Below are 24,424 nucleotides of genomic sequence, written 5' to 3'. Positions count from 1 at the left end.
TCCGTTTATGATCTATTGGTAATCATTACCAGATAAACAACGGTACCAGCCAAATTGGCGAGATGTAATAAGGATCATAGTAGGGTTCGTAGTACTCGATGGTTTCTTCTTCAACAATGGTAGTGGTGGTAGTGCCACCACCGTAGTTGTTATTGTTGTTATTCTGTTTCTGCTCTTCCTCCATCAGTTTAATCATCAATTCCGATCCCTGGTTTATCATATCTACCATGGCATCTTCGCCAACATCTTCGGGCTTTATGGCGGTGTTGCAAATTTCTTCTATTTCGCCCCAGGCGGTGTCGGCCATCAAATCATTTTGCCAGCCCGATACGCTGGTATCAAACCTGTTTTCGTTGATGAACGACATAAATACAATTTCGGCCGGATCGGCTTTTTTAAACATCGCTACGGCAATGCGCAAATCGTCAAAACGCTCATTGTCGGTAAAGTTGAACCAGTCGTCGTCGGTATCAAAATCGAAATAGCTGCTAAAAGCAAATTCGCCTTTTTCCAGGTCGACAAACGAAAAAACGTCGTAAACTTTCAGGTATTCGGTATAGCGCTTCATAAAGGTATCAAACACGCCACGTCCCTTTGAGCTTACCTTATAAACCGAACCCGAACTGATAACGTAGCCGTTGGCAACAAGCTCATGAAACAGCGGCTGTAATACGGCATCGTCGCCATAAGCGCTGCTGCTAAACTGGTGGTTGCCATTTATCATTTCGTTTAAAACGATAATTGCTTTAAACGTTTTTTTATTATCGTCAGATAAAACGGTATTTTTTCTTAATTGGATAGCCATAATTTAAGTAAATGTGAGCCCCCTCTAAATCTCCCCCGGTAGGGGAGACTTCAGGATTCAGTCTAATTAGAATATAAAAATTAATGAGATTGAAAATATTATCGCCTGCGGCCAAAACCTCCGCGGCTGCGCCCGAACCCCGATCTGCTGCCCGAACTTCTGCCGCTGCCAAAGCTGCTGCCCGAACTGCTGCTACCAAAGCCACCGCTCCGCACCCGGCTGCCCGAGCTGCGGTTGCTGAACGACCTTTGCGACCTGGTTGGCTGGCTCAAACTGCTCCGGCTGCTGCTTCTCGACGACATGTACGACGAGGTAGTTGGCCTGAACGTAGTATAGGTACGTGTGCGGGTATAATAATGCGGATAATAGCCGTAATGGTACACCGGCACATAATAAGCATGAGGGCGCATAAAATAGCTTAAGATCAAAAAGTCGGTTAAGCCAAATGACGAGTGGTAATAGTTGTTATACCCCACATAGCTTGGATTACCCTGTATATCCAGGTTGGCGGTGTTGTTATTGCCCGTTGGCTGAACGTTAATGCTGGCCACCGTTACCGATTGCGAATTGCTAACATCATCAATTACGTTCAATTTGTTGTTGTCGGCCTCCTGTACCTTCAGGTAATCAATATTGCCGTCCTTATCCAGGTCCAGGTTGTTGATCTGGTTGGCGGGGTTGTTAATGGCTTTTTCAAGGGTTTGCGGGTCGGTACTGTTTTTAACAAACTGGGCAAGCTTATTTACGTCAAACCCGGCAGTGGTATTGTTTTCAATAGTAACATTGTTTTGCTGCGGCGGGTTTTGGCTGCATGCCGAAAGACTAACCACTAAACCTGTAAGTGCAATAAATATTTTTTTCATGATAATTTTATGAGTTGTTTGCCGGCACGGCGGTTTTTTGGTTTGGGTTACGCCGGCTGGCTTTTTTTGTATTTGTTTTTTTATTTAGATGCAGGATGTAATACGATGTTACAACTTTTTTTTAATAGCGTCAAGAATTAAGCGTCGGGATTTAAGACTGTGGTAACAACGGGGCAAATAAAAGACTGTCATGCTGAGGGACGAGGCATCTATTAGCAAACTTTTCAGTCGGTCATGCACAGCTGATAGGTCCTTCGTTCCTCAGGATGACAGGAAATAAGATATATCATGGTCAGGAACGAGGCAATCTAATTATGCTTGATGTTTGCGGTTTACTAAACCACTCCAATAAGTGCGAAGATTTGGTAAATTATGCCAGCAAATAACCACAATTAATGAAACATTTACGGTCTGTATTAATCCTTTTTATCTTAGTACTATCAGGCTGCGACAGCTTCGAAAAGAAGTTCTACAATGCCATTGACGAAGGGCAGGTCAATGCAATAAAAAATAAAAATGACAACAGATTCGACCTTGGTGCGATAACCAATTTTACATGGGACAGTGTTCTTGTAATCAGAGGGAACGAAAGTGTACCCGTTTTTAGTGAACAGATAGAAAACGATTTAAAGCGACCAACAACAGATCTACCTGTTGATAAAGATCGTTTTTATTTTCTGCAGCATGATAAATCAATCATTATTAAAGAACTTGACAGCAGGGTTCAACAAGGTAAGCCAGCGTATGACATTGAACTATGTTTAATAGATTCGACACAACACCGAAGTTGGCTGTCCCGGTCAGAATGCAAATTCAGGTTAATGTCAAACAGTGGCACAATTGGCGATGGAACCGTTTTTCTATTTCCACCTTGCAATACAACTGTTGTGCCGGATAGCCTTAAGATATTCAAATAACAACATGCCCCACCTGGCGCAGGTCTTGTGCGACGATTTTTGAGCGATAGCTGTCTTGTATTTTACGATGAGGTTAGTTTAAAAAAGGTACAAGTGATCTTCCCGCATGCGGCCGCACAATACCTGAGCTAAGCTGGATTGAAATCATTTAATAACACCCTCATAATAATTGTACTTCACTTTATCCCAACTGATAAAATAATAAATGCGATCATTTTCTATTTTATCAAGGTGTAATACGTGGTTCATCTCTCCAAAAATCCGGATACTTAAGTCTTTTAAATCTACTATCCCTAATTTGAAGCCCCAACCGAAAGAAGATTCTTTTAAATATGCCGGTATGTACAAATTGAAGTTTTGATAGATTAATGGCCCTCCAAATCCATATCCAGGCATTTGTTTACCATTAATCAGTAAGTCGCCTATTACCGGTGCACCCTGGCCAATCTCGCGGAGGTTTTCATAATTTATCTTATAGCCTTCTATATGTATTGCTTCATCGAAATCCCATGGCGTTTGATTGTAATTCATCTTGATTCATTTAGCGTTTAACACCCATCCTACAAAAACTATCGCGGTATCACAACTGTATTCGACCAGATCAGATTATTCTCACCGGTTTCAGCGAATTTTTTTGTCGCATCAAATGTGGCAAGCTGTTGTTTATTTACAAATTTGAAAAGCCTACGCCAACATTAAAAGGCGTGTTTGAACTCATTTTAGTTTTATTGTACACTACTGTGATGGCGTAAGTTGTTGATTTGTGCGGGGCAACAATTTTCACATTTGTAACATCCAAGCTACAGCTATTTTTCCAGATGTGCATTTTGATGTTATCTGTTTTTAATATATCTGCCCAGGCGCATGATTTGTTCAGGTACTTTAACGTGTCGTTTGAGTTGTTGGTCACTTTTAGCACGCAGTCGAGATAAACTACCTTTGTTGGAAAAGCCGGGTCGTTGCTGGCACTTACCGGTTTTTTCATTTGGTCCTGGGTAATGGTTACCACATAGTTTTTTCGGTCGTCGGCTGTTAACGCGCTGTTGGTTTGCTGTTTTGTTTTTGGCTTATACGCTGTTGTGTACGCTATGCCGTTTCGCCCTAAGGTAAATACTATAGCAAAGAATAGGAGGATGGCGATTTTTTTCAATTTGATAAGGGGTCAATTTAAGTGCTCCAAGTTACGATTTTTAAAAAGTTTTCCGTCCCCGCGGGGGCTCTCCAATGCTATTAAGTTAAGGAATTTACAAGCTGCTCCATCGGAGCAAAACATTTCGATCCCTGCGGGGTCTCTCGCAGAGAACCCAGCAGTACTATAAAGTCAGTCGTAATGGTAGATTTTGGGAAGACAAAAGACTTGCGAAGTTTCTAAAACTTCGAAAGTCTCACCTTATTACAACGGCTGGATCACCCTCCTTTGCTAAATCATTTCAGCTCTGGATAAGGCTACCGTGGATAGCTTTGTAAGTTTTTAAGGCTACCCAATTTTCCCAAAATGGCTAATCAATTTTTATACTGTCAAGCGCTTGCTCCATAGCGTGCTCCTTAACGCCTGGAACTTTTAATCCTTCGGCACGGAACACTGTCAGGTCTGTCATCCCTAAAAAACCAAGGAACGCTTTTAAGTAGGGGGCAACAAAGTCGTTGGCTTTTCCCGGGCCTTCTGAATAAACACCTCCCGAAGACATGGCCACATAAACTTTTTTCCCGGTTACCATTCCGATAGGGCCATTTTCCCCATACCCAAAAGTGATCCCGGGCCTGGTGACATGATCAATCCAGGCCTTTAGGGCAGAGTGGATGGTGAAGTTAATCAGCGGGGCGCCAATAACGATGATATCTGCAGCAAACAACTGTTTAACCAGTTCATCAGACAGGCGGATGGATTCCACGTCTTCTGACGTCAGCTGATCTTTTGGAATAAAAAATGAGCGAAGTTCGGCAGCATTTAGGTGCGGAATTTCGATGTCTGCCAGGTTTAATTCTTCCAGGGTACTGCCCAGATATTTGTCCTGAATTTTTGTGACGATGGCATTACCCAGCTTAATGCTATACGATGATGCACCCTGGATGCTTGACTTTAAATGAAGGATATGTTTCATAATAAATTTGCTTTTGTATTTACGCGGAAAGGCTTTTTTCCTCCCGGATTATCGAAAGCAAAACTATGGTTACCAGGTGGTAAAAAGTTAGTAGTTACCTAAAGGTAAGCGGTTACATCCAGGTAAGTGATTACCTTTGCATGTATGAAAGTGATTAAAAATGAAATAATTCCGGGTAAGACAGAGTGCCAACACTCACTTAAAAACGTGCTCGACGCGCTGTACGTTTTGAACGGAAAATGGAAGCTGCCTTTGATACTTTCCCTGGTACAATCGCCCAAACGTTTTAATGAAATTCAGCATGAAATTACCGGCATATCTTCCAAAGTATTAGCCAATGAACTAAAAGACCTGGAGCTGAATGATTTCATCACGCGTAACGTATACCCCAGCACCCCGGTAAGCATTATTTATGAAGCAACCGCATACAGCCGTACTTTAAAAAATGTTTTGGCCGAGCTAAGCGCCTGGGGCGAGCAACACCGCGAAAAAGTAAAGCAAAGCATGCGGAAACAAGCCGGGGTACAAAAACAATCACTTATAAATTGAGAGGGAGATTAAAGAAATTTTGCCGCAGGTTAATGCTCTCAACAGGGGCCCGGCGCGTAAGCCGGTGGGCAGTAATGAGCCACACACTAAATCGATATGATAGGGCATAAACAATAACGGGCTACCCAAAGGATAGCCCGTTTTATAAAACCAGGTTAACCGGCGTTTACACCAATTGCGCCAGAGCTTCTTTGCTAAAACCTTTCAGCTCTTCGGTGCGGTTATCGCGGATCTTTTGTACCCAGTGTGGGTCGGCCAATAGGGGGCGGCCAACGGCTACCAGGTCAAAATCCCCACGGTCCATGCGGCGCAGCAATTCGTCTAACGAGCTTGGGTTTGAGCTTGCGCCACCAAAGGCAGCCAAAAACTCACCATCTAAACCAACCGAACCAACGGTAATGGTTGCTTTACCTGTTACTTTTTTGGCCCAGCCTGCAAAGTTAAGGTCCGATCCTTCAAAATCAGTTTCCCAGAAACGGCGTTGCGAGCAATGGAAAATATCCACACCGGCATCGGCCATCGGGTTTAACCATGCTTCTAATTCCTGTGGGGTTTTTGCAAGCAGGTTGTTATAATCGGCCGGTTTCCATTGCGACAGGCGGATGATGATAGCAAAATCCTCGCCAACTTGTTTCCTTACTTCTTTAATTACTTCAACTGCAAAACGGCTACGTTCGGGCAGGGTTTTACCGCCGTAAACGTCGGTCCGTTGGTTAGTACCATCCCAAAAAAACTGGTCGATGAGGTAGCCGTGCGCACCATGAATTTCAACACAGTCAAAGCCTAATCTTTTGGCATCGGCGGCAGCACGGCCAAATGCGGCAATGGTATCGGCAATATCAGCATCGGTCATAGTGTTGCCATTGGTGTTCCCCGGCCTGTTTAAGCCCGACGGCCCTTCAAATGGCTGCGATGGCACCCAGCCTGAGCGGTGATTATCCATAATGCCCATATGCCAAATCTGTGGGCCCATAGCGCCGCCGGCGGCATGCACACCGTTAATCACATCTTGCCAGCCGGCCAAAGCTTCGGTACCATAAAAGTGGGGGATGTTAGGATCATTTGATGACGATACCCTATCGATAACTGTGCCTTCAGACAGTATCAAGCCCACTTCACCTTCGGCGCGTTTGCGGTAATAGGCTGCAACATCGGCAGTTGGTACACCGTTTGGCGAAAATGAGCGCGTCATGGGTGCCATTACTATGCGGTTTTTGATATTTAACGATTTCAGGCTAAACGGCCTGAACAAGGTGTTATTAGTGCTCATGTATAGTTTGTGTTTTGTAAATGCTTGATTATAAATCCGATTGTACCAGTTTACTTAAAGCTGCAAAGGCTTCTTCGTTTCGTTTGTAGTAAGTCCACTGCCCAACACGGGTAGCCGTAACCAGCCCGGTGCGCTGCATTAATGCCAGGTACTCTGATACGGTAGATTGTGTAAGCCCGGCCTTGGCCTGAATTTGACCAACGCAAACGCCATTGGCAAACCCATATTCCTGCTGGGAAGGAAAATTAAGCTCGGGCTCTTTAAGCCATTGCAAAATTTGCAGCCGGGTTTTGTTTGATAGCGCCTTAAATATCTCTAACTGATCCATTGCGCAAATGTATATCGACTTTTCCCGATATACCAATTAATAGTGGAGAGATGACATTGGGTTGATAGTTAATGTCATTAACATTCTGTGCGTTTTTTTCTATTTAGTAAAATTTTATTCTGTTTATTTTTATATTTCAGAATTAAATTTCAATATTTGGATATAAAATCCATCTACACCAAATAATTAGTATGAATACACTTTGCAAATTATCCGCTTTAATTTTACTGTTATTAACAACATTAACCGGTTATACCCAAAACAACACAAAAGAAAACATTGCCAAAGTTGAAAACGGTTTGTTTGCACCTATACAAATAGAGGGCGAAAAAAACTGGAATATATTGGATAGGATGGCCTTTTATAAGACACCTGGGTTAAGCATAGCGGTTATTCAAAACTATCGCCTGGTTTGGGCAAAGGGCTATGGTTTCGCCAACGATAGTTCAAAAACGCCGGTTACCACGCAAACGCTTTTCCAGGCTGGTTCCATAAGTAAATCGTTAAACGCTGTCGGCGTACTTAAACTGGCCGAGGAAAAGAAAATCGATTTATATGCCGATATCAATGTCTACCTAAAAAGCTGGAAGTTTCCATATGATAGCCTATCAAAAGGAAAAAAGATCACCATGGCAAACCTGTTGAGCCATACCGGTGGGATAAACCTGCAAGGCTTTGGTGGTTACCTGCCAGGCAAGCCACTGCCAACCATAGTGCAGGTTTTAAATGGCGAAAAGCCGGCCAATAGTCCCCGTATACGTTCTGCTTTTGAACCTGGATTACGACCTGAATATTCGGGCGGTGGGGTCATCATTTCGCAGCAAATTATAATGGATATTACCAGGCAGGATTATGCGGGTTACATGGAAAAAGCCGTGCTAAAACCGTTGGGCATGAATAACAGCACCTTCAGCCAGCCTCCTGCCGCTGTTTATGAGGGCAAGCTGGCCACCGGTTATAATATAGTTGGCAACCCTATTCCCGGAAAGTACCGTATTTTTCCGGAACAAGCCGCCGCCGGCTTGTGGACGAATCCTACCGACCTGGCTAAATTTGTTATCGGGCTCCAATTGGCTTATGAGGGTAAATCGGCTAAAGTTTTAACACAACAAAGCGTTGGGCTGATGTTTACACCGTACCAAAATAAAATGGGAATAGCACTTGGCACTTTTATTAATGTATTGGATAGTACAAAATATTTCACCCATCCGGGATCGACTGTAGGCTTTCAGAGTATTTATTATGGCAGCCTTCGGGGCGGCAATGGCGTAGTAGTTATGCTTAATAGTGGCAGCCAGCAATTGGCAGCCGAAGTGGTAAACAGTGTGGCGAAGGTTTATGAGTTTAAAGATCTGTATCATCCAAATATTAAAAAACGGATTTCTACACCCGCAGCCGATGTATTGCAAACGTATACCGGGCAATTTCAGCTGGCACCCAACAGGGTTTTAACCATTTTATTTGAAGAAGGCCACTTTTATGTAAGGATGCAGGGTGAAACGAAACGCGAACTATTTGCCGAAGCACCAAACAAATTCTTCCTGCGCGATCTGCCTTATGAACTGGAATTTGTAAAAGATACCGATGGGAGTGTTAATTTGGTATTGTATGCCGATGGGCAAAAAGTACAAACGAAACGGGTGAAATAATATGGAAAGGCAAGGGGGCGGGGTAAAGCATATCATGCATAGCTTGATATGGTTTTAAATGTTTAGCCGTCATTGCGCATATTTTGAATTCGCGTTAAGGACAAAAGTGGATACCGGCCTTGTGTGGGCATCGTGGGCTGGACGCGCCTAATGCCTGTGTAGTATGAACGGATGGCCTGGCCGCAGGCAACGCCCATAATATAGAAAGCTATCTACGCCAATTCCAGCTCCCTTTTCACCGCTGCCTGCCTTTTAAACAGCATCACCGCAAACAACGCCCCGGTTACAGCCATTACAACGCCTACCAACTCGGGCGAGGTAAAGCCGTAGCCCATGGCTATGGGTAGGCCGCCAAGGAACGCGCCTAAGGCGTTGCCGGTGTTAAAGGCGGCTTGTGTGGCTGCGGCGCCCAGCATTTCGGCCCCTTTGGCGGTGCGGATCATGAGGATCTGGATAGGGGAGCCGATGGCCATAGACAGGCTGCCGGTTATAAACGTCATGATGAGCGACAATACCTGGTTGCCCGACACAAAATAGATGGTGATGAGTGCCACGGCCATGCTGATCAGCAATATTAAACATGCTTTTACAGGGGCAACCCAGTCGGCCAGTTTGCCGCCCATAAAATTGCCTATTACCATACCCAGACCGGCAATGATGAGTACAAGTGGTACGGTATCTTTCGAAAAGTGGCTTACGTCCGTCATGAGCGGCGCTATGTAGCTGATCCAGCAAAACAGGCCGCCTGTGCCAATGGCCGTGATTAATAGGATAAGCCAGGCCTCGCGGGTTTTAAAAAAGCCCATTTCGGATTTAATATCACCTTCACGGCTTACCGGCAAAGCCGGAAGCCAAAGCTGGATAAACAGCAGCGCCATTAGCCCGATAAAAGCGATAAGCCCAAACGTGTACCGCCACGAATAATGGTGACCGATATAGGTACCTAATGGCACGCTTAAGAGGTTGGCAATGGTTAAACCGGCAAACATGACCGATATGGCCTGCGCCTGTTTTCCTTTCTCGGCCAGGCGGCTTGCCACTACCGAGCCGACGCCAAAGAACGCGCCATGTGGCAAACCGGACAACAACCGGGCGATAAACAAGGCATTATGATCGGGCGCGAAAGCCGAGAACGCGTTGAAAACCGTGAACATGACCATTAAGGCGATCAATATTTTTTTAGGCGGATAGTTGCTGCTGATGGCCACCAGCAAAGGCGCGCCGATAACCACACCAAGCGCGTAGGCCGAAATGAGGTGCCCGGCCACGGGTATGCTCACCCGGAAATCTTTGGCGATATCGGGCAGCAGGCCCATCATTACAAATTCGGTGGTGCCTATGCCAAGGCCGCCAAGGGTAAGGGGAATTAAATTCTTTTTCAATGGGTGTTAAATTATGGTGATGCCTGCTTGCTTGTAAGCGGTTAGCCTTTCGTCGCTGGCTTCGGCATCGGTAACAATAATATCTATAGCTGTCGCGGGGCTTATGTAGTACGATTCGGCCGTGTTTAATTTATCAATGGTAGATAGGGCGATGGTTTGGCCGGCCATTTCCATCATGGTACGTTTTACCTGTGCTTCGTCGTGGTTTACGGTAGTTAAGCCCATGGTGGGGTGAATGCTGCAAACGCTCATAAGGCACAAGTCGGCCCGGAAGTTTTTGAAAGTCTGGATGGTTTCGTAACCTATAGTGGTAAAAGCGGTTTTACAAAGCCGGCCTCCTGCAAATATCACTTCGGCCGTGGGATGATCTTCCAGCACACTCACCACCGGGAAGCTATGAGTAACCACAGTGATCTTCATATCGGCAGGGATCAACTCGGCCAGTGCCTGGATGGAGGTACCGCCATCCAGGAAAATTACCTGCCCGTCTTTTATGAATTGTAACGCTTTGGAGGCTACAATACGTTTTTGCGCCATATCGTGCTTTTCCCTTGCGCGGAAGTGGTGTGGTATAGGTGAGTGTGCCACAGCCCCGCCGCGAACGGCTTTCAGCAGGCCCTGGTCCGACAGGATCTTGATATCGCGGCGGATGGTATCTTCAGATACATTGAGCGCGTTGCTGAGGTCGGTAAGTGATACGCTGCGCTGCCTTGCCACGTGCGCCAGTATTTGTTCTAAGCGTTCGTCCTTAATCATAGCTTAATTGCAATTTGTTGCAAATTTAAAAATAAAATTTGCAAAATATTGCAAAAAATGATTTTATTTGCAGAGAAATATTGCAAACCAGATGAAAAAAACGATAGCAATTGACATGGACGGCGTAATGGCCGATACCGAGCCCCATTTTTTTGACTACTATGAAAAGGAAACCGGCATAAGGCTAACCCGGCAGGATATTGCAGGCATGACCGAGTATGATGCTTTTAAAGGCAAAGGCCACGCGATGGTAAACAAACCCGGTTTTTTCCGTACACTGCCGCTCATGGACGGAGCGGTTGAAGCCGTAAAATCATTAATGGAAGATTTTGACGTGTACATTGTATCGGCAGCAATGGAGTTCCCGCTGTCACTTCCCGAGAAGTATGAATGGCTTGCCGAGCACTTCCCGTTCATCCACTGGCGAAACATTGTTTTTTGCGGCGATAAAAGCATCATTAAAACCGACTTTTTAATTGACGACCACTGCAAAAACCTGGACTACTGCCACGGCAAGCCCATTATGTTTGATGCTTTCCACAATACCAACCTGCATCACCACCAAAGGGTTAATAGCTGGGCCGAGGTGCTGGAGTTGCTGGAGGGAGAGAGAACCAATAGTCAAGAATTAGGAGTCAAGACAGTTTTGTAAACTGCTTTGGAATAGGCCTGATAAAATAAAAGTATGTCTCTTGTTGTTCATGAAATATTCGGTTTTCCTGTCATCTTGAGGAACGAAGGATATATTTACCGCTTTGCGTTGTTGCCCGGTAAAGTTCGCGAACAGATGCTTAGTACCTACCCATGACATGTTATAAACAGCCCCTTTTGTCATTCTGAACAGAGTGAATAATCTATTAATCGACATGCATCGCTGACGGAAAAGTTCGCGAATAGATCCTTCACTACGTTCAGGATGACAATTCTCTTATTGTACGTCATTTCCCCTTCAGAATTGCGAAATTTCACCACTCAGTATTACAATTACGAGAATAAAGCACCCCCCTTTTTCATTTATTAAACTACTTTAATTTTATTGCGGCTAAGCCTCAGTTCCTTTGTATCACATTAAAACGTAATACAAATGAAAACATCACCAGAAGAAACCATTAAACAATACGTAGCCTCGTGGAACGTACAAGGCGAGGACAACATTAAAGCGGCATTCACAAAATGTTGGGCTGCGGGAGCTATTTACACCGATCCTAACTATGAAAATGTAACAGGGGTTGACGGCATTGCCGCGCTGTGCGTAGGTTCGCACCAGTTAGCGCCAGGTCGCATCTTTCACGTACACACCCTGCCCGAGTATCACCATAATGTTGCCCTTTATACCTGGACGGTTGATATCCCCGGCAAGGAAACCAAAGGCGGTACGGATTACATTGAGTTTGATGGGGAAGGGAAGATTGCAAGGTTGGTGAGCTTTTTTCCGCCGTTGCAGTAGGAAGGCATGGCGGGGAAGACTCACCCGACGAGGCTGCGCCCGTCACCCTCTCTTCGGCTCCGCCGGAAAGAGGGGCTTGGAGATTTGTTATACTTACGTCGCTGATTAATAGTTAATTAAATTTCAAGCCCCTCTTTCCACCGCAAGGTGAAGAGAGGGTGCCGCGCGTAGCGCCGGCAGGTGAGTCTTAGCCAGCGTTCAAGCCGATATTTGTTTGTATATTAATATATCATGGGTAGTTACAAAGCATCTACTCTACGCCTTGCATAGTTTGCGCACAGATGCTTCGTGCCTCAGCATGACAGGTGGATTTTGCTATGATTAAAAAGTCATCTGCACATCTATAATCTGAAATCTGCACATTAAAAAGTAAACCCCGCATCACTATCCGGGTTATCCAGTTTATCGCTTTTGCGTTCGCCGCCTACTGTTACGTGCAGCATGTTTATTTGCTGGGGGTGTTCGGTATAAAGCAAATCGTCATGCACATCAACTTTTTTTGGTTTGCTGATGCTTTTGGCTTCAAAGTAAACCCAGGCGCCATCTTCCTGTATTTCGTAGCCCAGGTAGGTTAGGGCAATAACTTTATTATCGGCTTTTATCGTCAGGTGCTTTTTGATATAGTCGTTCAGCATATCGTTCAGTTTAGCCTTGTCTTTGGGGTGAACGATATCAACCGGGGTTTTGTATTGCTTTTCTATGGTGCGCTCCAGGTCGTCGTAAAAAATGCGGCAGCTTACCTCAACGCTTTGGGTTTTGGCGTTGTGGGTAATTTCGGTAACGCTTACAAAAAAGGGGTGGAATAAGCTGAACAAGCTTATCATCATCAACTGTAACATCTCTCGCTCGGGTGTTTTATTTTCGACAAAAAACGTTATTTTTATTGGCAATTGCGAATTAGCTCAATGACTGACTTTTCATTATACTTCCAGTTAGGATGGCAACACATCTGTAACTGGGAGGGGTACGACCATATTTTATTCGTCGCCGTGCTTTGCGGTACCTATCTGCTGGCCGACTGGCGCAAGGTGCTGGTACTGGTTACAGCCTTCACCATCGGTCATTCTATCACGCTGGCTTTGAGTGTGTTGAATGTTATTCACATCAACACTTCGCTTATTGAGTTTTTAATTCCCGTTACTATCGTTTTTACAAGTTTGGTTAATGTGCTTAATAAAAAGCGCAGCGCCAACACCATGCGGCTTAACTATAGCCTGGCTTTATTTTTCGGGCTTATCCATGGCATGGGCTTTTCAAGCTACTTAAAAAGTTTGCTGGGCACCAGTACCAATATCACCGGCCAGCTGCTCGCTTTTAACCTCGGGCTGGAGTTTGGGCAGGTATTAATTGTAATATCTGCGTTACTTATCTCATTCCTGCTCGTCAAATTTGCCAAAACACCACAGCGCGACTGGACGATGTTCCTGTCGTCGGCTATATTTGGAATTGCTTTTATCATGTGTATCGAACGTTTTTTCCTAATTAAATTCAGATGAATAAATTTTACCCTGCCCTATTTTCATGCCTCATGCTGGCCTCGGCATCATGGGCACAACACGACAACAATCCCGGCTCAAACCACGGTAACCGTTTCGAGCAGCTGGGTACGATGCTAAGTACCCCAAACAGCTACCGTTCGGCATCTGGTGCGCCGGGCCCCAAGTATTGGCAACAAAAAGCCGATTACGAAATTAACGCCACCCTTAACGACGATAAGCAGCGTTTGGATGGATCGGAAACCATTACCTACAGTAACAACTCGCCCGATGCGCTTACCTACCTGTGGGTTCAGCTGGACGAAAACCAGCACATGAAGGATGCCGAAAGCTTTACCACTGCCGAAAGCAAAATGCAGGGCAAAATGACCATGCGCCAGCTGCAAGGCGTTATGGGCCACAACCTTGATTTGGGTAACCACATCGTGAGCGTAAAAGATGCCAATGGTGGCGCCCTTACCTACACCATTAACGAAACCATGATGCGTATTGAGTTGCCAGCTACCTTGGCACCCGGCGCAAAATTTAAGTTTAAAATTAACTGGTGGTACAACATATCCGACAGGATGACCATTGGAGGTCGCGGCGGTTACGAATACTTTGCCGAAGATAACAACTACCTGTACACTATGACCCAATGGTACCCAAGGATGGCTGTTTACAGCGATTTCCAGGGGTGGCAAAACAAACAGTTTTTGGGCAGCGGTGAGTTTGCCTTAACTTTTGGTGATTTTAAAGTAAACATTAATGTACCTGCCGATCATTTGGTAGGAGGGACCGGCCAATGCTCCAACTATGCCCAAAACCTTACCGGCGCGCAGCTAAGCCGCTGGAACAAGGCGCAAACAGCAACCACCCCGGTGCAAATAGTTACCTTGGATGAAGTGAAAAATGCTATGAAAGGCCATGCAGCAGCACGCAAAACTTGGAGTTTCCATGCCGAAAACGTGCGCGATTTTGCATGGGTATCATCGCGCCGGATAGTTTGGGATGCCATGAGCGCCCGGATTGAAGGCGGTCGCAAAGCGATGGCCATGTCGTACTATGGCCCCGAGGCTTATCCGCTTTACAGTAAATACTCAACCAAAGTGGTTGCGCATACCATTAAAACGTATTCGAAACATACCATCCCTTACCCATACCCGGTGGCTATTTCGGTTGAGGCGGCAAACGGTATGGAGTACCCGATGATTTGCTTTAACTACGGCCGTGCCGAAAAGGATGGCACTTACAGCGAGGCTACCAAAAACGGGATGATAGGCGTAATTATCCACGAGGTTGGCCACAACTTTTTCCCGATGATCGTGAACTCGGATGAGCGCCAGTGGACCTGGATGGACGAAGGCCTGAACACTTTTGTGCAGTACCTTACCGAGCAGGAGTGGGATTCAAAATACCCGTCATCACGTGGCCCGGCCTACAAAATTGTTGATTACATGAAAATGCCGAAGAATCAGCTGGAGCCTATCATGACCAACTCCGAAAACATTATCATGTTTGGTCCTAACGCTTACGCCAAACCGGCTACCGCGCTTAACGTACTGCGCGAGACCGTAATGGGCCGCGAGTTGTTTGATTATGCCTTTAAAACTTACGCCAAACGCTGGGCCTTTAAACACCCAACGCCCGAAGACTTGTTCCGCACCATGGAAGATGCATCGGCGGTTGACCTGGATTGGTTTTGGCGCGGATGGTTTTACGGAACCGAACCTGTAGACGTATCATTAGATAGCGTGAAATATTACAAATTAAACAGTAAAAACCCCGCCCTTGAAGGCGCTACCGACCGTGCCGCGTATGACCATAATATGGAAAATATCAGCACCACCCGCAACAAAGCGGCTGGTATGCAAACGACCGTAGAGGCTGATACTTCCCTGCAGGATTTTTACAGTAAATGGGACCGTTTTGCCCCAACACCTTTAACCGCTAAAGCTTACCAGGATATGTATGCCGGCCTAAGCCCCGACGAAAAGAAGTTTTACGATAGCAAAACCAACTTTTACGAGCTCACCTTTAGCAACAAAGGCGGCCTTGTAAGCCCGATCATTATTGAGTGGACTTACGCCGATGGCACTAAAGAGGTTGACAAACTCCCCGCCTACATCTGGCGTAAAAACGAGTTTAAAGTAAGCAAGGTATTTGCCAAAGCCAAAGAAGTAAAGTCCATTAAGCTTGACCCATACCGCGAAACCGCCGACATTGACGAAGCCAACAACAGCTGGCCCCGTGAATACGCTCCAACAAGGTTCGAACTGTTTAAACAGCAGGTTTTACCACGAGGGGCCACATCGGGCAGTAACCCGATGCAGGATGCCAGGAAAACGAATTAACATAATGAAGCCCCGACGATGAGTTGGGGGCTTTGTTTGTGAGTATTACAGCCTGATAACATCGTTCACAGGCTGTAAAAATAATTTTGATGATGTGTAACGCAAATCAACTAAGATCGGTCTATAAGCTATTATGAAACATATTTACCTGTTGGCCATCACGCTTTGTTTTCCCCTGTTAATTCAAGCTCAAAAGCGCGATTTCAAAATCGTTTACACATCTGACATTGATAGGTTTTGGGTAGCATATGATAGTGTGGCCACCACCAGCGATACAACAAAGCAAACTGATTTTATCCAACGCCTTTATGTGGATAAGGCCACGCCGGGGTTAAATGCCTTTATGAAAGCCCGTGACTATAATGCAAAGTTGTGGACTAAATTAATTAATAAGTATCCTAAGTTCTGGAAAAGTATCAGAAGTAATACCTTGAGTATCAAAAATCAGGTACCTGCCATTACCAGCAGTATTGAAAACTTTCGGAAGCTATATCCCGAAATGCGCCCGGCTAAAATGTATTTTACTATTGGCGGCCTGCGCTCGGGCGGTACCACTACCGATGATATGGTGCTTGTTGGTGCAGAAATTGCTACAGCCGACAAAAACACCTACGCTTCGGAATTGAATGACTGGTTAAAGAACGTATTCAAAAATCAACAGTCGTCAAATCTGGTTGCTCTTAACGTTCATGAATACGTGCACACACAACAAAAGGGTGGTGACGGGCAACTTCTGCTTGCGCAGGTAATTACAGAAGGGGCAGCCGACTTCATTGCCGAACTGGTAACCCGTAAGAAAAACAATAATGCTTACATGATTTACGGATGGGAGCATGAGCAGGAACTCAAAAAAAAATTTCTGATTGAAATGTTTAGCGGAGCAACAGGTAACTGGTTATATAACGGTTCCAACAATCCCCATCCAGATTTAGGGTACTTTGTTGGTTATGACATTTGCCAGGCTTATTACGAGCATCATGCTAACAAAAAACAGGCGATAAAAAAGATTATCGAACTGGATTACACCAATGAGCAGCAAGTTACAGACTTCCTTAGGCAATCCGGATACTATACGGGGAGCCTATTGATAAACAGGAGCTGTTAAAGAAATTTGAAAAGCTACAGCCGCGGGTAGCCGGGCTAACACCCGAAATAAACGGACAGAAAGATGTTTCATCGGCGCTGACAGAACTCTCCATAAATTTTTCGGAACCAATGGGTGAAGGTTATTCTATTAGTTTTGGTGAAGGCGGTAAAGAGCATTTCCCCATTTCTGGTGTAGCAGGCTTTACAGAAGATCGTAAATCATTTAAGCTCAAATTAGCTTTACAATCCGGTAAAACTTACGATTTTGTAATTACCGACAAATCATTCAAGTCCAAAGCAAGTTATCCGCTGCTACCATATACTGTGCATTTTAAAGTAAAGTAGCATCCTTTTTTTTAGGGGAACGTTTTACAGTTGGTATAGCGGATGATCTAATATTTTACAGCCCGATAGCACCGACCACAGCCTGGAGGGATTACGCCACATCGAGGTTTGAGCGGTTTAGATAACAGGTTTTACCAAGAGGAGCCACAACGCCACAACCGGCAGTAACTCGATGCAGGATGCAAGGAAAACGAATTAATATAATGAAGCCCCCGATGATGAGTTGGGGGCTTTTATATTTCCCGTAACTTCTGAAGCAGGGAGTTATATTACGGCATTTCGATAGTGGCAAGGCCAATAAGGGCCAGCATATAGATAATCAAAATCGTTTTATCTACGAAAGTTACCTTAACGTTTTCTATTAAGTCGGTTGTACCTGCTTTAGATGGAACTACAAATTCACGATGTTGTATATTAAAACTAAAATATCTGAGTAATTGATAAAGCAGCAGTAAGGGTATGGTATTTATTAAGCCCCATGAAGCCTGGCCGTGGAAGAGTTTTAATTTCGGATCATCTTTAAAAATAGCGAACAAAATCAAGTGAACGATACCAAAGCCGAACCATACCATATAAGATCTGAAGTTTCTTAGTGATCGGTAGAGGAAGAAATATAATGAGAGATCAGTAATTCCCCAGTAAAATAATAGTAAAAGCTGATTAAACCCTCTGTCGAAAAAACTACAGGCTAAAACCACCCCGATAGTCAGTATAAAATAGATAATGGAGTTAACTATCTCCCAGTTTTTAAGATCTTCATAGTATATGAACGGTTTTGGTGTAGTTGATTTTGCCATGACTGTTGATAAGGTTTAAGCAAAACTATATAATATTGATGGTAATAATTTACAGTAATTACGTTTTTTATACTTTCGCCCCCTACAACTCATACGACGATTTTCTGCTCACCTCACTCACCAATTCCTTAATCAATTCCCGCCCGCTTTTCCAGCGTTTTAGGCGGTTGGTTTGTTGAATATCCAGCCGGGTTTTAATTTCATTGTTAGGTTGGTAGTAATCCCGCATTATTGTTTTCATGGCATCGTGTACATCAGTTGCCGGGGCGTTTAACAGGAGTTCCGGGTTGTTTTTTACCAGGTCGGCAAGGGCGTCGGCCATGCTGGTGGCGTAGTAGGGGCAGTCCCAGTCGTGGCGGTAAGGGTTGTCGCCTTTGATATTTACCTTTTGTAAGGGGTGCGACAGATCTTCCACTATCTCGGCTATCGCGTCGCCAAATACGTGCGAATATTCTGCAATAAAATGGTTCCACCAGCGCGGGTGATGGGGCAGGTCTTTAAGCAGGGTATCGCAAACCATTACACGGCGTGGGAAATCGGGGTTTGCAGGATCCATGATCACCAGCGATGTTCCAAAATGGCCTTCTTCGGGCGAATGCCTGCTGTATATGACAAAAAACTGGAGTTGGGTCTCGCCAGCTTCATGCATTTGGGCTGTAAGCCCTTTTACATCCTGTAAACGATCTTCCAAAAATCCGCGTTTAAAAAGCACGTGCAAATTGCCTTCCGACTTTGCCATGCAGTGCCTGCTATGTTCGTCAAAAACGTTCCCGTTTGCCGGGCGGCTACTAAAATGATTGCCGCTGTTATACCTGATTTCTTCCGATCCCTCGGGATAGGTGCCGATATCCGCCGTGTCGCCAGCCTCGGTCTGTTTGCTGGGATGAACCGAGCGGAACGGCACATGCATTCGTTCGCTGTCCATCCTGCGGGCGAGGTTATAAATGCGCTGTTCTGTGGGCGCCAATAAAGGGTCGCCGCTTATCGGGTCAAAGTAAACAGTCCGTGCACGCCGTCCCAGGTGGCAGGCGATGGAACGATTGGTTAATAATTGCTGTATAGGGTGCCGCATATTCAAAAATAAATCGCGCAGCGCGTCATTTGCTAAATAATCGTCTAATGGCTGATCAAACTGCAGCAGCGTTTTATCCTCGTGGTTATGCACCCATGCGCGCAAAAAATTGTGCACTTCCACCTCAAAACTGCGGTTGGCAGCTTCTGCTATCTCCTTAATACAAGTGCGTTGTTTCATAAACTCCATGGGGGCAACAGTATCGCGGTGAAAAGCACGATGAAGGCCAAAAGATACTCATAAATTATAGGATTCTCTTGTCTGAAACCGGAATTTATCGAATTAAAGAATTAACAGAATTTTTTGTCTGAATCGGAATTTTCAGAATAGTGAATTAACAGAATTTAAAAAGCAAATTCGAGAAATTCTGAAAATTCGTTTAATTCCGGTTCCGACAAATGCATTAGCGATAGTAGCGGATACCGGCCCGCGCCTAATGCCATGTGCGCGTATGAGCGAATAGCGCGGCCCGCAGGGAATGCCATCATTAGGTCTTTGATGATGTCCCCTTAATATTTTAATAACCATTAATGCTGGTTAGCGCTTTTATTTTTTTCTTATATTGTCTTCACCAAATAAAACCCTATGCCACAGCACGCAAAAAACAAAATTGTACCCAAACACGATGGCGAGAAACTGGAGATTTACACCGTGCGCGACTGGAAAGAATATGTAGGCGAATCGCTGCTGATTGTGTTCAGCGTATTTTTGGGATTGTTTTTTACCGAGTTTATCAATAGCCGGCACGAAAAAAAAGAAACACAGGAACTGGTAAACAACATCAGGGCCGAGTTGATTAAAAACAAACAATTTACTGTTGAGCAATACGCCTACGATCAGCAGGTTTTGAAATCGATAGATTCGGCTTTGGCCGATCCGAAATTGCAGGCCAGGATTGTAACTAACGATGAGTTTCATTTAAACTACATTGCCCCTGCCGGGGTTTTATACCGCTACCTTGATAATGTTGCCTGGGATGTGGCCAAAGGGCATAACATTCTTTCGAAGATAACATTTAAGCAAGCCGCCCTGCTTACCCGCATTTATGACGAGCAGGCCCGGATTATGAAGGTGGAAGATGAAGTAGCCAAAGTGATGTTTGATCCGCAAGCGCGTAAAACGCCCAACGCACATGCCACGCTTATGCTGATAAAAGATAATTACCACGCCTGGGCAGTGGATAGGGTACCAGGCCTGCTAAAACAGTACGACGAAGCCATTGAATTGCTAAAGGAGGATTGATAAAAAGCGTTACCGGTTTTCGGTTTTTATTCGTGGTCTGCAAAAAGGTAGTTTCTACGAGCAATGCTATTAAAATAAGAGAAGCAGAAATTGAGAAATAATATCGAACACTGAATTTCGAATATCCAACACCGAAGTTTTTCCTTCATTATTCGAAATTGGGCATCGGGTGTTCGATATTAAATTGGCCTTAACTTAATAGCATTACTCTACGAGGCAGCTTAACAGGGTATTATTTCCTTGCCCCTTTATAACTGAACTTTTAACTTAAATCTTATACCTTTGCCCCTGTGAAATTCTTTTGCTACCTATCGGCCATTATTGTGCTGCTGCTTACAGCTAAGCCTTGTTGTGCCGATAATGATTGTGGCATTAAAAATAAGGTCGAAAAAAACACCCCGTCCAAATCATCACCTAAAGAAAAAGATTGCCAGGGTTGTTCGCCATTTTTTGCGTGTGGCGCGTGTACCGGGTTTATTGTTGCCAAAGCGGTTGATCACAGTCTGTTTTTACTGCCCGAAACGCATGTTAAGCATATTATTGCTTATCATCGCCCATACCCCGAAGATGTTGCCCTTTGCATTTGGCAGCCACCCCAGATAAGTTAGTACAACCCCAATTACAGCTAAGCAGCTGGCCATTACTAAATACAGTCTATCAGCTTTAAGCTTTGTGCATTCTGCTTTCAGCTTCTACATAACTAATTTCCATATTCATGAAAAAAATTACAGTGCTTTTTACAGCACTTTTATATACCGCTACGGCGTATGCCCAGGATACGTTTAAGGCAATTATTAAAGATGCTAAAACTAACGAAACCCTTATTGGTGCAACAGCATTAATACAGGGAATTAATAAAGGGGCTACTGCCGATGCCGCGGGCCTTATTATATTAACCGACATACCCCCGGGTAAGCAGTTTATCCGCTTTAGTTATATAGGGTATGAAACCCGGCTGGATACATTAACTTTCCCGTTGACCCAAACAGAACCAATAACCATATTGTTGCAACCTAAAGGAAAAGGCGATGGCGAGGAGCTGGGCGAGGTTACCGTTTCATCCACCCGAAGCAGCCGCACTATTGCCAATATTCCTACCCGGGTGGAGGTGATATCGGGCGAAGAACTGGACGAAAAAGCCAACATGAAGCCTGGCGATATCCGTATGATGCTGGCCGAAAGCACGGGTATACAAACACAGCAAACATCGGCTACCAGTAATAACTCCAGTATCCGCATCCAGGGGCTCGATGGTAAGTACACGCAAATTATACGGGATGGTTTCCCGCTGTACTCCGGCTTTTCGGGCGGTTTGGGTTTGCTGCAGATAGCCCCGCTCGATTTAAAACAGGTGGAGGTTATTAAAGGCTCATCGTCAACACTGTATGGTGGTGGTGCTATCGCGGGCCTGGTTAACTTAATATCTAAAACGCCAACAGATCAACGGCAGCTCAACTTCCTGTTAAACGGTACATCGGCCCTGGGTTTGGATGCCAGCGGCTTTTATTCGCAGAAGTTTAAAAAGGTGGGCACCACTATATTTGCCGCCTACAATCATGGTACGGCTTACGACCCGGCCCATATAGATTTAACGGCCATCCCTAAGTACAATCGTTTTACACTCAACCCTAAATTATTTTTTTACCTTGACGATAAAACCACGCTGATAACAGGTATCAACAGCACTATTGAAAACCGCATAGGCGGCGACCTGCATTATATTGAGGGCGACGGCAATGCGCATAGTTATTTTGAAAAAAACAAAACGGGCAGGTACAGCACGCAACTGGAGCTTGACCGCAACCTGAGCGATAAAGAAAAACTGGTGGTTAAAAATAGCGTAAGCTATTTTGACAGGGCTATTGACCTGCCTGGCTACCGCTTTTCGGGCCTGCAGTTTTCTACCTATAGCGAGGCCACTTATTCGCGTAAAAGCGAACGATCTGATTGGGTTGCCGGGCTAAATTATCTTTCAGAAAAATTTACCGAGGATAATAACAGCAGTTTCGCACTCCGGGACTACAGTTACAATACTATTGGCGGCTTTTTACAAAACACCTGGGATGCTACCCAAAAGCTGACAGTTGAAAGTGGCCTGCGGGGCGACTATCACAACAGGTACGGCTTTTTTATATTGCCGCGCATATCGGCTTTGCTGAAGATCAATTCTCATTTTTCGACGCGTTTAGGAGGTGGGCTTGGTTATAAAGCGCCTACGGTGTTTACCGAGGATGCCGAACGCATTCAGTTTAGGAACGTGTTGCCTATTGATGTTAAAAACACCACAGCCGAGCGCTCATACGGCGCCAGCTATGACCTGAATTACCGTACCGGCTTGTTTGACGATAAGGTGAGTTTTAGCATTAACCAAATGTTTTTTTATACCCGGATAGAGAAACCTATCCTGCTTGCTTCGCTGCCGGATGGTAACCTGCAATACCAGCAACCCCGGGGCGACCTGAACACAAAGGGACTGGAAACCAATGTAAAGCTAACTTATGCCGATTTTAAGCTTTTTATAGGCTATACGCTGGCAGATGTAACACAGCATACTGGCGACATTATTATAACATATCCTTTGGTATCCAAACACCGCCTAAATAACGTGTTGGTTTATGAGCTGGAGAATAAGTTGAAAATTGGTTTGGAAGCTTATTATTTTAGTCCGCAACGTTTAAATGATGGCGGCACCGGCAGGAGCTACTGGACAACCGGGCTGATGGCCGAGAAGATCTGGGAACGTTTTTCGCTATTTATCAACTTTGAGAACCTGACCGATACCCGGCAAACCAAATTTGACTCCATTTATACCGGCAGTATTACCAACCCGGTATTTAAGGATATTTATGCGCCGTTGGATGGTTTTGTTGTGAATGGAGGGATAAAGATAAGGTTGTAATAATATTTTGCGGTGGTAATCGTTTAAAGAGCCAATGAGAGCAATTTCTTTTGTTATGTTAGTTTGCTTGCTGCTCCTTTCGGTTATTCCGGCAAGGGTGATGGCCGTTGCTAATATGCCCAAAAAGGATTGCTGCCACAAAATGGCTGCTGCTCCTTGCGGGCACAGCTCAAAAAAAGCCTGCGATGGCGGGATGTGCGCTACCATGTTATCATGCGGCACTTGCTGCTTTGTAAAAACAGAGCCGATTAGTGTTGCACCAATAACTGCCACTTTTGGGGCTAAAAATGTTACGCCATACCGTATGGGCTATTTGTCTGATTATTCCATCACCTGCTGGAACCCGCCCAAAGTTTAATAAAATCATCTGCCTTTTTCAGAACGTATTTTTTATTAAACATTAATCATTCAAAATCATGAAAAAAATTCTTTTCATCACAACACTGATGCTTTTTACTATTTGTAATATATCATTTGCCAATACACCTTGCTGCAATACCAAAATGAACCAATGCAACAAGTGTACTAAAGCATGTACCAAACCAAACTGTTTGGATACCTGTGGCAAAGCCTGCAAAGCATCGGGCGAATGCACACGGAAGTGTAGCAAATAACAAAAATGCCCCGGCCTTGGCCGGGGCATTTTTGTTATGCTTAAAAAAGTTTTACAACGTTGGTGTTGCCGTAAAAATACTTTTGTAATATTTAAAGTAAGCAATGCCTAAAAACAGGTTCAAAATAACAATAGCCAGCCCCATTGGCATACCAGCTGGTGCAAGCAAGGTATGAAAAAGGAAAATATTTAACGAAATGGGGAAAAGCACAAGCACAAACAAGGCGGTAAAACGGTTAATAAGCAACCCAACGCCGCAAGTAATCTCGATAACCTTCATATACTGAAAAAAGTAACCCGAGCCAAACAGTCCGCCGCTAAATGCCTGGGCTTTATCGCTCATAACCGGCTGCGCCATGGGGATAAAATGGAAGAAGAAATTAAGGCCAAATACAACGAAGATGAGGCCCAGCAATATGCGGGCAATTAATACTGCAATTTTCATAATGTTGAGGTTAATATAAGTTTAAACA

The 24,424-nt window shown here is 44.7% G+C and carries 27 protein-coding genes; 13 read left to right on the top strand and 14 right to left on the bottom strand.

The annotated features are described in order from the left end of the window. Window positions 1–25 precede the first annotated feature (25 nt). Window positions 26–805 carry a hypothetical protein gene (locus tag PQ469_RS22010; protein ID WP_274209593.1) on the bottom strand — a complete coding sequence of 260 codons (780 nt, stop codon included), beginning with the start codon at window positions 803–805 and terminating at the stop codon, window positions 26–28. A gap of 98 nt (window positions 806–903) precedes the next feature. Further along, window positions 904–1,668: a putative periplasmic lipoprotein gene (locus tag PQ469_RS22005; RefSeq protein WP_090652299.1), complete on the bottom strand. Its 765-nt coding sequence runs from the start codon at window positions 1,666–1,668 to the stop codon at window positions 904–906. Between the two features lie 395 nt (window positions 1,669–2,063). Between PQ469_RS22005 and PQ469_RS22000 the strand changes: the two genes are divergently transcribed. Beyond that, window positions 2,064–2,585 (top strand): hypothetical protein, encoded by a 522-nt coding sequence (locus tag PQ469_RS22000; RefSeq protein ID WP_274209592.1) that lies wholly within the window; start codon window positions 2,064–2,066, stop codon window positions 2,583–2,585. 144 nt (window positions 2,586–2,729) lie between these two features. Here PQ469_RS22000 and PQ469_RS21995 read toward each other — a convergent pair whose 3' ends face one another. The 3 genes from PQ469_RS21995 to PQ469_RS21985 form a co-directional block, all read right to left on the bottom strand. Further along, complete coding sequence (locus tag PQ469_RS21995; RefSeq protein WP_274209591.1) at window positions 2,730–3,116, bottom strand: hypothetical protein; 387 nt, start codon at window positions 3,114–3,116, stop codon at window positions 2,730–2,732. A 136-nt stretch (window positions 3,117–3,252) separates the two neighbouring features. Next, window positions 3,253–3,735, bottom strand: a complete 483-nt coding sequence (locus tag PQ469_RS21990) for a hypothetical protein (protein ID WP_274209590.1) — start codon at window positions 3,733–3,735, stop codon at window positions 3,253–3,255. Between the two features lie 349 nt (window positions 3,736–4,084). Continuing rightward, on the bottom strand, window positions 4,085–4,687 hold the full coding sequence (locus PQ469_RS21985) for an FMN-dependent NADH-azoreductase (protein ID WP_274209589.1): 603 nt from the start codon (window positions 4,685–4,687) through the stop codon (window positions 4,085–4,087). A 144-nt stretch (window positions 4,688–4,831) separates the two neighbouring features. Between PQ469_RS21985 and PQ469_RS21980 the strand changes: the two genes are divergently transcribed. Then, window positions 4,832–5,236: a winged helix-turn-helix transcriptional regulator gene (locus PQ469_RS21980; protein ID WP_274209588.1), complete on the top strand. Its 405-nt coding sequence runs from the start codon at window positions 4,832–4,834 to the stop codon at window positions 5,234–5,236. A 166-nt stretch (window positions 5,237–5,402) separates the two neighbouring features. On the opposite strand, the gene PQ469_RS21975 is transcribed toward PQ469_RS21980, so the two are convergent. Together PQ469_RS21975 and PQ469_RS21970 are read right to left on the bottom strand one after the other, a co-directional pair. Next, complete coding sequence (locus PQ469_RS21975) at window positions 5,403–6,506, bottom strand: NADH:flavin oxidoreductase (RefSeq protein ID WP_274209587.1); 1,104 nt, start codon at window positions 6,504–6,506, stop codon at window positions 5,403–5,405. 28 nt (window positions 6,507–6,534) lie between these two features. Then, window positions 6,535–6,834, bottom strand: coding sequence for an ArsR/SmtB family transcription factor (locus tag PQ469_RS21970; RefSeq protein WP_274209586.1), 300 nt, complete (start codon window positions 6,832–6,834; stop codon window positions 6,535–6,537). A gap of 191 nt (window positions 6,835–7,025) precedes the next feature. Here PQ469_RS21970 and PQ469_RS21965 point away from each other — a divergent pair, with 191 nt between their 5' ends. Then, a complete protein-coding gene (locus PQ469_RS21965) occupies window positions 7,026–8,483 on the top strand; it encodes a serine hydrolase domain-containing protein (protein WP_274209585.1) in 1,458 nt (485 codons plus the stop codon). Between the two features lie 212 nt (window positions 8,484–8,695). Here the strand turns inward: PQ469_RS21965 and PQ469_RS21960 are convergent, their stop codons facing one another. Next, window positions 8,696–9,865: an MFS transporter gene (locus PQ469_RS21960; protein ID WP_274209584.1), complete on the bottom strand. Its 1,170-nt coding sequence runs from the start codon at window positions 9,863–9,865 to the stop codon at window positions 8,696–8,698. Window positions 9,866–9,871: 6 nt separating this feature from the next. Beyond that, the gene (locus PQ469_RS21955; protein WP_274209583.1) at window positions 9,872–10,621 is read right to left on the bottom strand and encodes a DeoR/GlpR family DNA-binding transcription regulator; all 750 of its coding nucleotides are present in this window, start codon (window positions 10,619–10,621) and stop codon (window positions 9,872–9,874) included. 91 nt (window positions 10,622–10,712) lie between these two features. Here PQ469_RS21955 and PQ469_RS21950 point away from each other — a divergent pair, with 91 nt between their 5' ends. After that, window positions 10,713–11,273 (top strand): 5' nucleotidase, NT5C type, encoded by a 561-nt coding sequence (locus tag PQ469_RS21950; protein WP_274209582.1) that lies wholly within the window; start codon window positions 10,713–10,715, stop codon window positions 11,271–11,273. Window positions 11,274–11,705: 432 nt separating this feature from the next. Continuing rightward, a complete protein-coding gene (locus PQ469_RS21945) occupies window positions 11,706–12,068 on the top strand; it encodes a nuclear transport factor 2-like protein (RefSeq protein WP_274209581.1) in 363 nt (120 codons plus the stop codon). A 362-nt stretch (window positions 12,069–12,430) separates the two neighbouring features. Here the strand turns inward: PQ469_RS21945 and PQ469_RS21940 are convergent, their stop codons facing one another. After that, the gene (locus PQ469_RS21940) at window positions 12,431–12,907 is read right to left on the bottom strand and encodes a DUF6702 family protein (RefSeq protein WP_274209580.1); all 477 of its coding nucleotides are present in this window, start codon (window positions 12,905–12,907) and stop codon (window positions 12,431–12,433) included. Between the two features lie 66 nt (window positions 12,908–12,973). On the opposite strand from PQ469_RS21940, the gene PQ469_RS21935 reads away from it, so the two are divergent. From PQ469_RS21935 to PQ469_RS21920, 4 genes are all read left to right on the top strand, one after another. Next, window positions 12,974–13,564 carry a HupE/UreJ family protein gene (locus PQ469_RS21935; protein ID WP_274209579.1) on the top strand — a complete coding sequence of 197 codons (591 nt, stop codon included), beginning with the start codon at window positions 12,974–12,976 and terminating at the stop codon, window positions 13,562–13,564. Further along, the gene (locus PQ469_RS21930; protein ID WP_274209578.1) at window positions 13,561–15,897 is read left to right on the top strand and encodes a M1 family metallopeptidase; all 2,337 of its coding nucleotides are present in this window, start codon (window positions 13,561–13,563) and stop codon (window positions 15,895–15,897) included. Before PQ469_RS21935 ends, PQ469_RS21930 begins: the two co-directional genes overlap by 4 nt. Window positions 15,898–16,030: 133 nt before the next feature. Further along, on the top strand, window positions 16,031–17,002 hold the full coding sequence (locus PQ469_RS21925; RefSeq protein ID WP_274209577.1) for a gliding motility protein GldB-related protein: 972 nt from the start codon (window positions 16,031–16,033) through the stop codon (window positions 17,000–17,002). Continuing rightward, window positions 16,957–17,328 (top strand): Ig-like domain-containing domain, encoded by a 372-nt coding sequence (locus PQ469_RS21920; RefSeq protein WP_337993767.1) that lies wholly within the window; start codon window positions 16,957–16,959, stop codon window positions 17,326–17,328. The genes PQ469_RS21925 and PQ469_RS21920 overlap by 46 nt, the downstream gene beginning before the upstream one ends. Before the next feature lie 269 nt (window positions 17,329–17,597). Here PQ469_RS21920 and PQ469_RS21915 read toward each other — a convergent pair whose 3' ends face one another. Both PQ469_RS21915 and PQ469_RS21910 read right to left on the bottom strand, forming a co-directional pair. Continuing rightward, window positions 17,598–18,125 (bottom strand): hypothetical protein, encoded by a 528-nt coding sequence (locus PQ469_RS21915; protein WP_274209576.1) that lies wholly within the window; start codon window positions 18,123–18,125, stop codon window positions 17,598–17,600. Between the two features lie 82 nt (window positions 18,126–18,207). After that, window positions 18,208–19,377, bottom strand: a complete 1,170-nt coding sequence (locus PQ469_RS21910) for a hypothetical protein (RefSeq protein WP_274209575.1) — start codon at window positions 19,375–19,377, stop codon at window positions 18,208–18,210. Between the two features lie 405 nt (window positions 19,378–19,782). Here PQ469_RS21910 and PQ469_RS21905 point away from each other — a divergent pair, with 405 nt between their 5' ends. From PQ469_RS21905 to PQ469_RS21890, 4 genes are all read left to right on the top strand, one after another. Next, the gene (locus PQ469_RS21905; RefSeq protein WP_090652282.1) at window positions 19,783–20,439 is read left to right on the top strand and encodes a hypothetical protein; all 657 of its coding nucleotides are present in this window, start codon (window positions 19,783–19,785) and stop codon (window positions 20,437–20,439) included. A gap of 290 nt (window positions 20,440–20,729) precedes the next feature. Continuing rightward, window positions 20,730–21,047, top strand: coding sequence for a hypothetical protein (locus tag PQ469_RS21900; RefSeq protein ID WP_274209574.1), 318 nt, complete (start codon window positions 20,730–20,732; stop codon window positions 21,045–21,047). Between the two features lie 107 nt (window positions 21,048–21,154). Continuing rightward, complete coding sequence (locus PQ469_RS21895; RefSeq protein WP_274209573.1) at window positions 21,155–23,338, top strand: TonB-dependent receptor; 2,184 nt, start codon at window positions 21,155–21,157, stop codon at window positions 23,336–23,338. Window positions 23,339–23,393: 55 nt separating this feature from the next. Beyond that, entirely contained in the window at window positions 23,394–23,696 is a 303-nt protein-coding gene (locus PQ469_RS21890) for a hypothetical protein (RefSeq protein ID WP_090652279.1), read from the top strand. A gap of 42 nt (window positions 23,697–23,738) precedes the next feature. On the opposite strand, the gene PQ469_RS21885 is transcribed toward PQ469_RS21890, so the two are convergent. Continuing rightward, on the bottom strand, window positions 23,739–23,981 hold the full coding sequence (locus PQ469_RS21885; protein WP_090652278.1) for a hypothetical protein: 243 nt from the start codon (window positions 23,979–23,981) through the stop codon (window positions 23,739–23,741). 22 nt (window positions 23,982–24,003) lie between these two features. Continuing rightward, on the bottom strand, window positions 24,004–24,396 hold the full coding sequence (locus tag PQ469_RS21880) for a DoxX family membrane protein (protein ID WP_090652277.1): 393 nt from the start codon (window positions 24,394–24,396) through the stop codon (window positions 24,004–24,006). Window positions 24,397–24,424 lie beyond the last annotated feature (28 nt).

The sequence above is a fragment of the Mucilaginibacter sp. KACC 22773 genome (assembly GCF_028736215.1).
Taxonomy (GTDB): Bacteria; Bacteroidota; Bacteroidia; order Sphingobacteriales; family Sphingobacteriaceae; genus Mucilaginibacter.
This window is presented reverse-complemented; position numbering and strand designations above follow the sequence as displayed.

Excerpts from the sequence above, each read along its gene's own strand:
- PQ469_RS22010 (WP_274209593.1), bottom strand. The coding sequence starts at position 805 with ATGGCTATCCAATTAAGAAAAAATACCGTTTTATCTGACGATAATAAA.
- PQ469_RS22005 (WP_090652299.1), bottom strand. The coding sequence starts at position 1,668 with ATGAAAAAAATATTTATTGCACTTACAGGTTTAGTGGTTAGTCTTTCG.
- PQ469_RS22000 (WP_274209592.1), top strand. The coding sequence starts at position 2,064 with ATGAAACATTTACGGTCTGTATTAATCCTTTTTATCTTAGTACTATCA.
- PQ469_RS21995 (WP_274209591.1), bottom strand. The coding sequence starts at position 3,116 with ATGAATTACAATCAAACGCCATGGGATTTCGATGAAGCAATACATATA.
- PQ469_RS21985 (WP_274209589.1), bottom strand. The coding sequence starts at position 4,687 with ATGAAACATATCCTTCATTTAAAGTCAAGCATCCAGGGTGCATCATCG.
- PQ469_RS21980 (WP_274209588.1), top strand. The coding sequence starts at position 4,832 with ATGAAAGTGATTAAAAATGAAATAATTCCGGGTAAGACAGAGTGCCAA.
- PQ469_RS21975 (WP_274209587.1), bottom strand. The coding sequence starts at position 6,506 with ATGAGCACTAATAACACCTTGTTCAGGCCGTTTAGCCTGAAATCGTTA.
- PQ469_RS21970 (WP_274209586.1), bottom strand. The coding sequence starts at position 6,834 with ATGGATCAGTTAGAGATATTTAAGGCGCTATCAAACAAAACCCGGCTG.
- PQ469_RS21965 (WP_274209585.1), top strand. The coding sequence starts at position 7,026 with ATGAATACACTTTGCAAATTATCCGCTTTAATTTTACTGTTATTAACA.
- PQ469_RS21955 (WP_274209583.1), bottom strand. The coding sequence starts at position 10,621 with ATGATTAAGGACGAACGCTTAGAACAAATACTGGCGCACGTGGCAAGG.
- PQ469_RS21950 (WP_274209582.1), top strand. The coding sequence starts at position 10,713 with ATGAAAAAAACGATAGCAATTGACATGGACGGCGTAATGGCCGATACC.
- PQ469_RS21945 (WP_274209581.1), top strand. The coding sequence starts at position 11,706 with ATGAAAACATCACCAGAAGAAACCATTAAACAATACGTAGCCTCGTGG.
- PQ469_RS21940 (WP_274209580.1), bottom strand. The coding sequence starts at position 12,907 with ATGTTACAGTTGATGATGATAAGCTTGTTCAGCTTATTCCACCCCTTT.
- PQ469_RS21935 (WP_274209579.1), top strand. The coding sequence starts at position 12,974 with ATGACTGACTTTTCATTATACTTCCAGTTAGGATGGCAACACATCTGT.
- PQ469_RS21930 (WP_274209578.1), top strand. The coding sequence starts at position 13,561 with ATGAATAAATTTTACCCTGCCCTATTTTCATGCCTCATGCTGGCCTCG.
- PQ469_RS21925 (WP_274209577.1), top strand. The coding sequence starts at position 16,031 with ATGAAACATATTTACCTGTTGGCCATCACGCTTTGTTTTCCCCTGTTA.
- PQ469_RS21915 (WP_274209576.1), bottom strand. The coding sequence starts at position 18,125 with ATGGCAAAATCAACTACACCAAAACCGTTCATATACTATGAAGATCTT.
- PQ469_RS21910 (WP_274209575.1), bottom strand. The coding sequence starts at position 19,377 with ATGAAACAACGCACTTGTATTAAGGAGATAGCAGAAGCTGCCAACCGC.
- PQ469_RS21905 (WP_090652282.1), top strand. The coding sequence starts at position 19,783 with ATGCCACAGCACGCAAAAAACAAAATTGTACCCAAACACGATGGCGAG.
- PQ469_RS21895 (WP_274209573.1), top strand. The coding sequence starts at position 21,155 with ATGAAAAAAATTACAGTGCTTTTTACAGCACTTTTATATACCGCTACG.
- PQ469_RS21890 (WP_090652279.1), top strand. The coding sequence starts at position 23,394 with ATGTTAGTTTGCTTGCTGCTCCTTTCGGTTATTCCGGCAAGGGTGATG.
- PQ469_RS21885 (WP_090652278.1), bottom strand. The coding sequence starts at position 23,981 with ATGCCCCGGCCAAGGCCGGGGCATTTTTGTTATTTGCTACACTTCCGT.
- PQ469_RS21880 (WP_090652277.1), bottom strand. The coding sequence starts at position 24,396 with ATGAAAATTGCAGTATTAATTGCCCGCATATTGCTGGGCCTCATCTTC.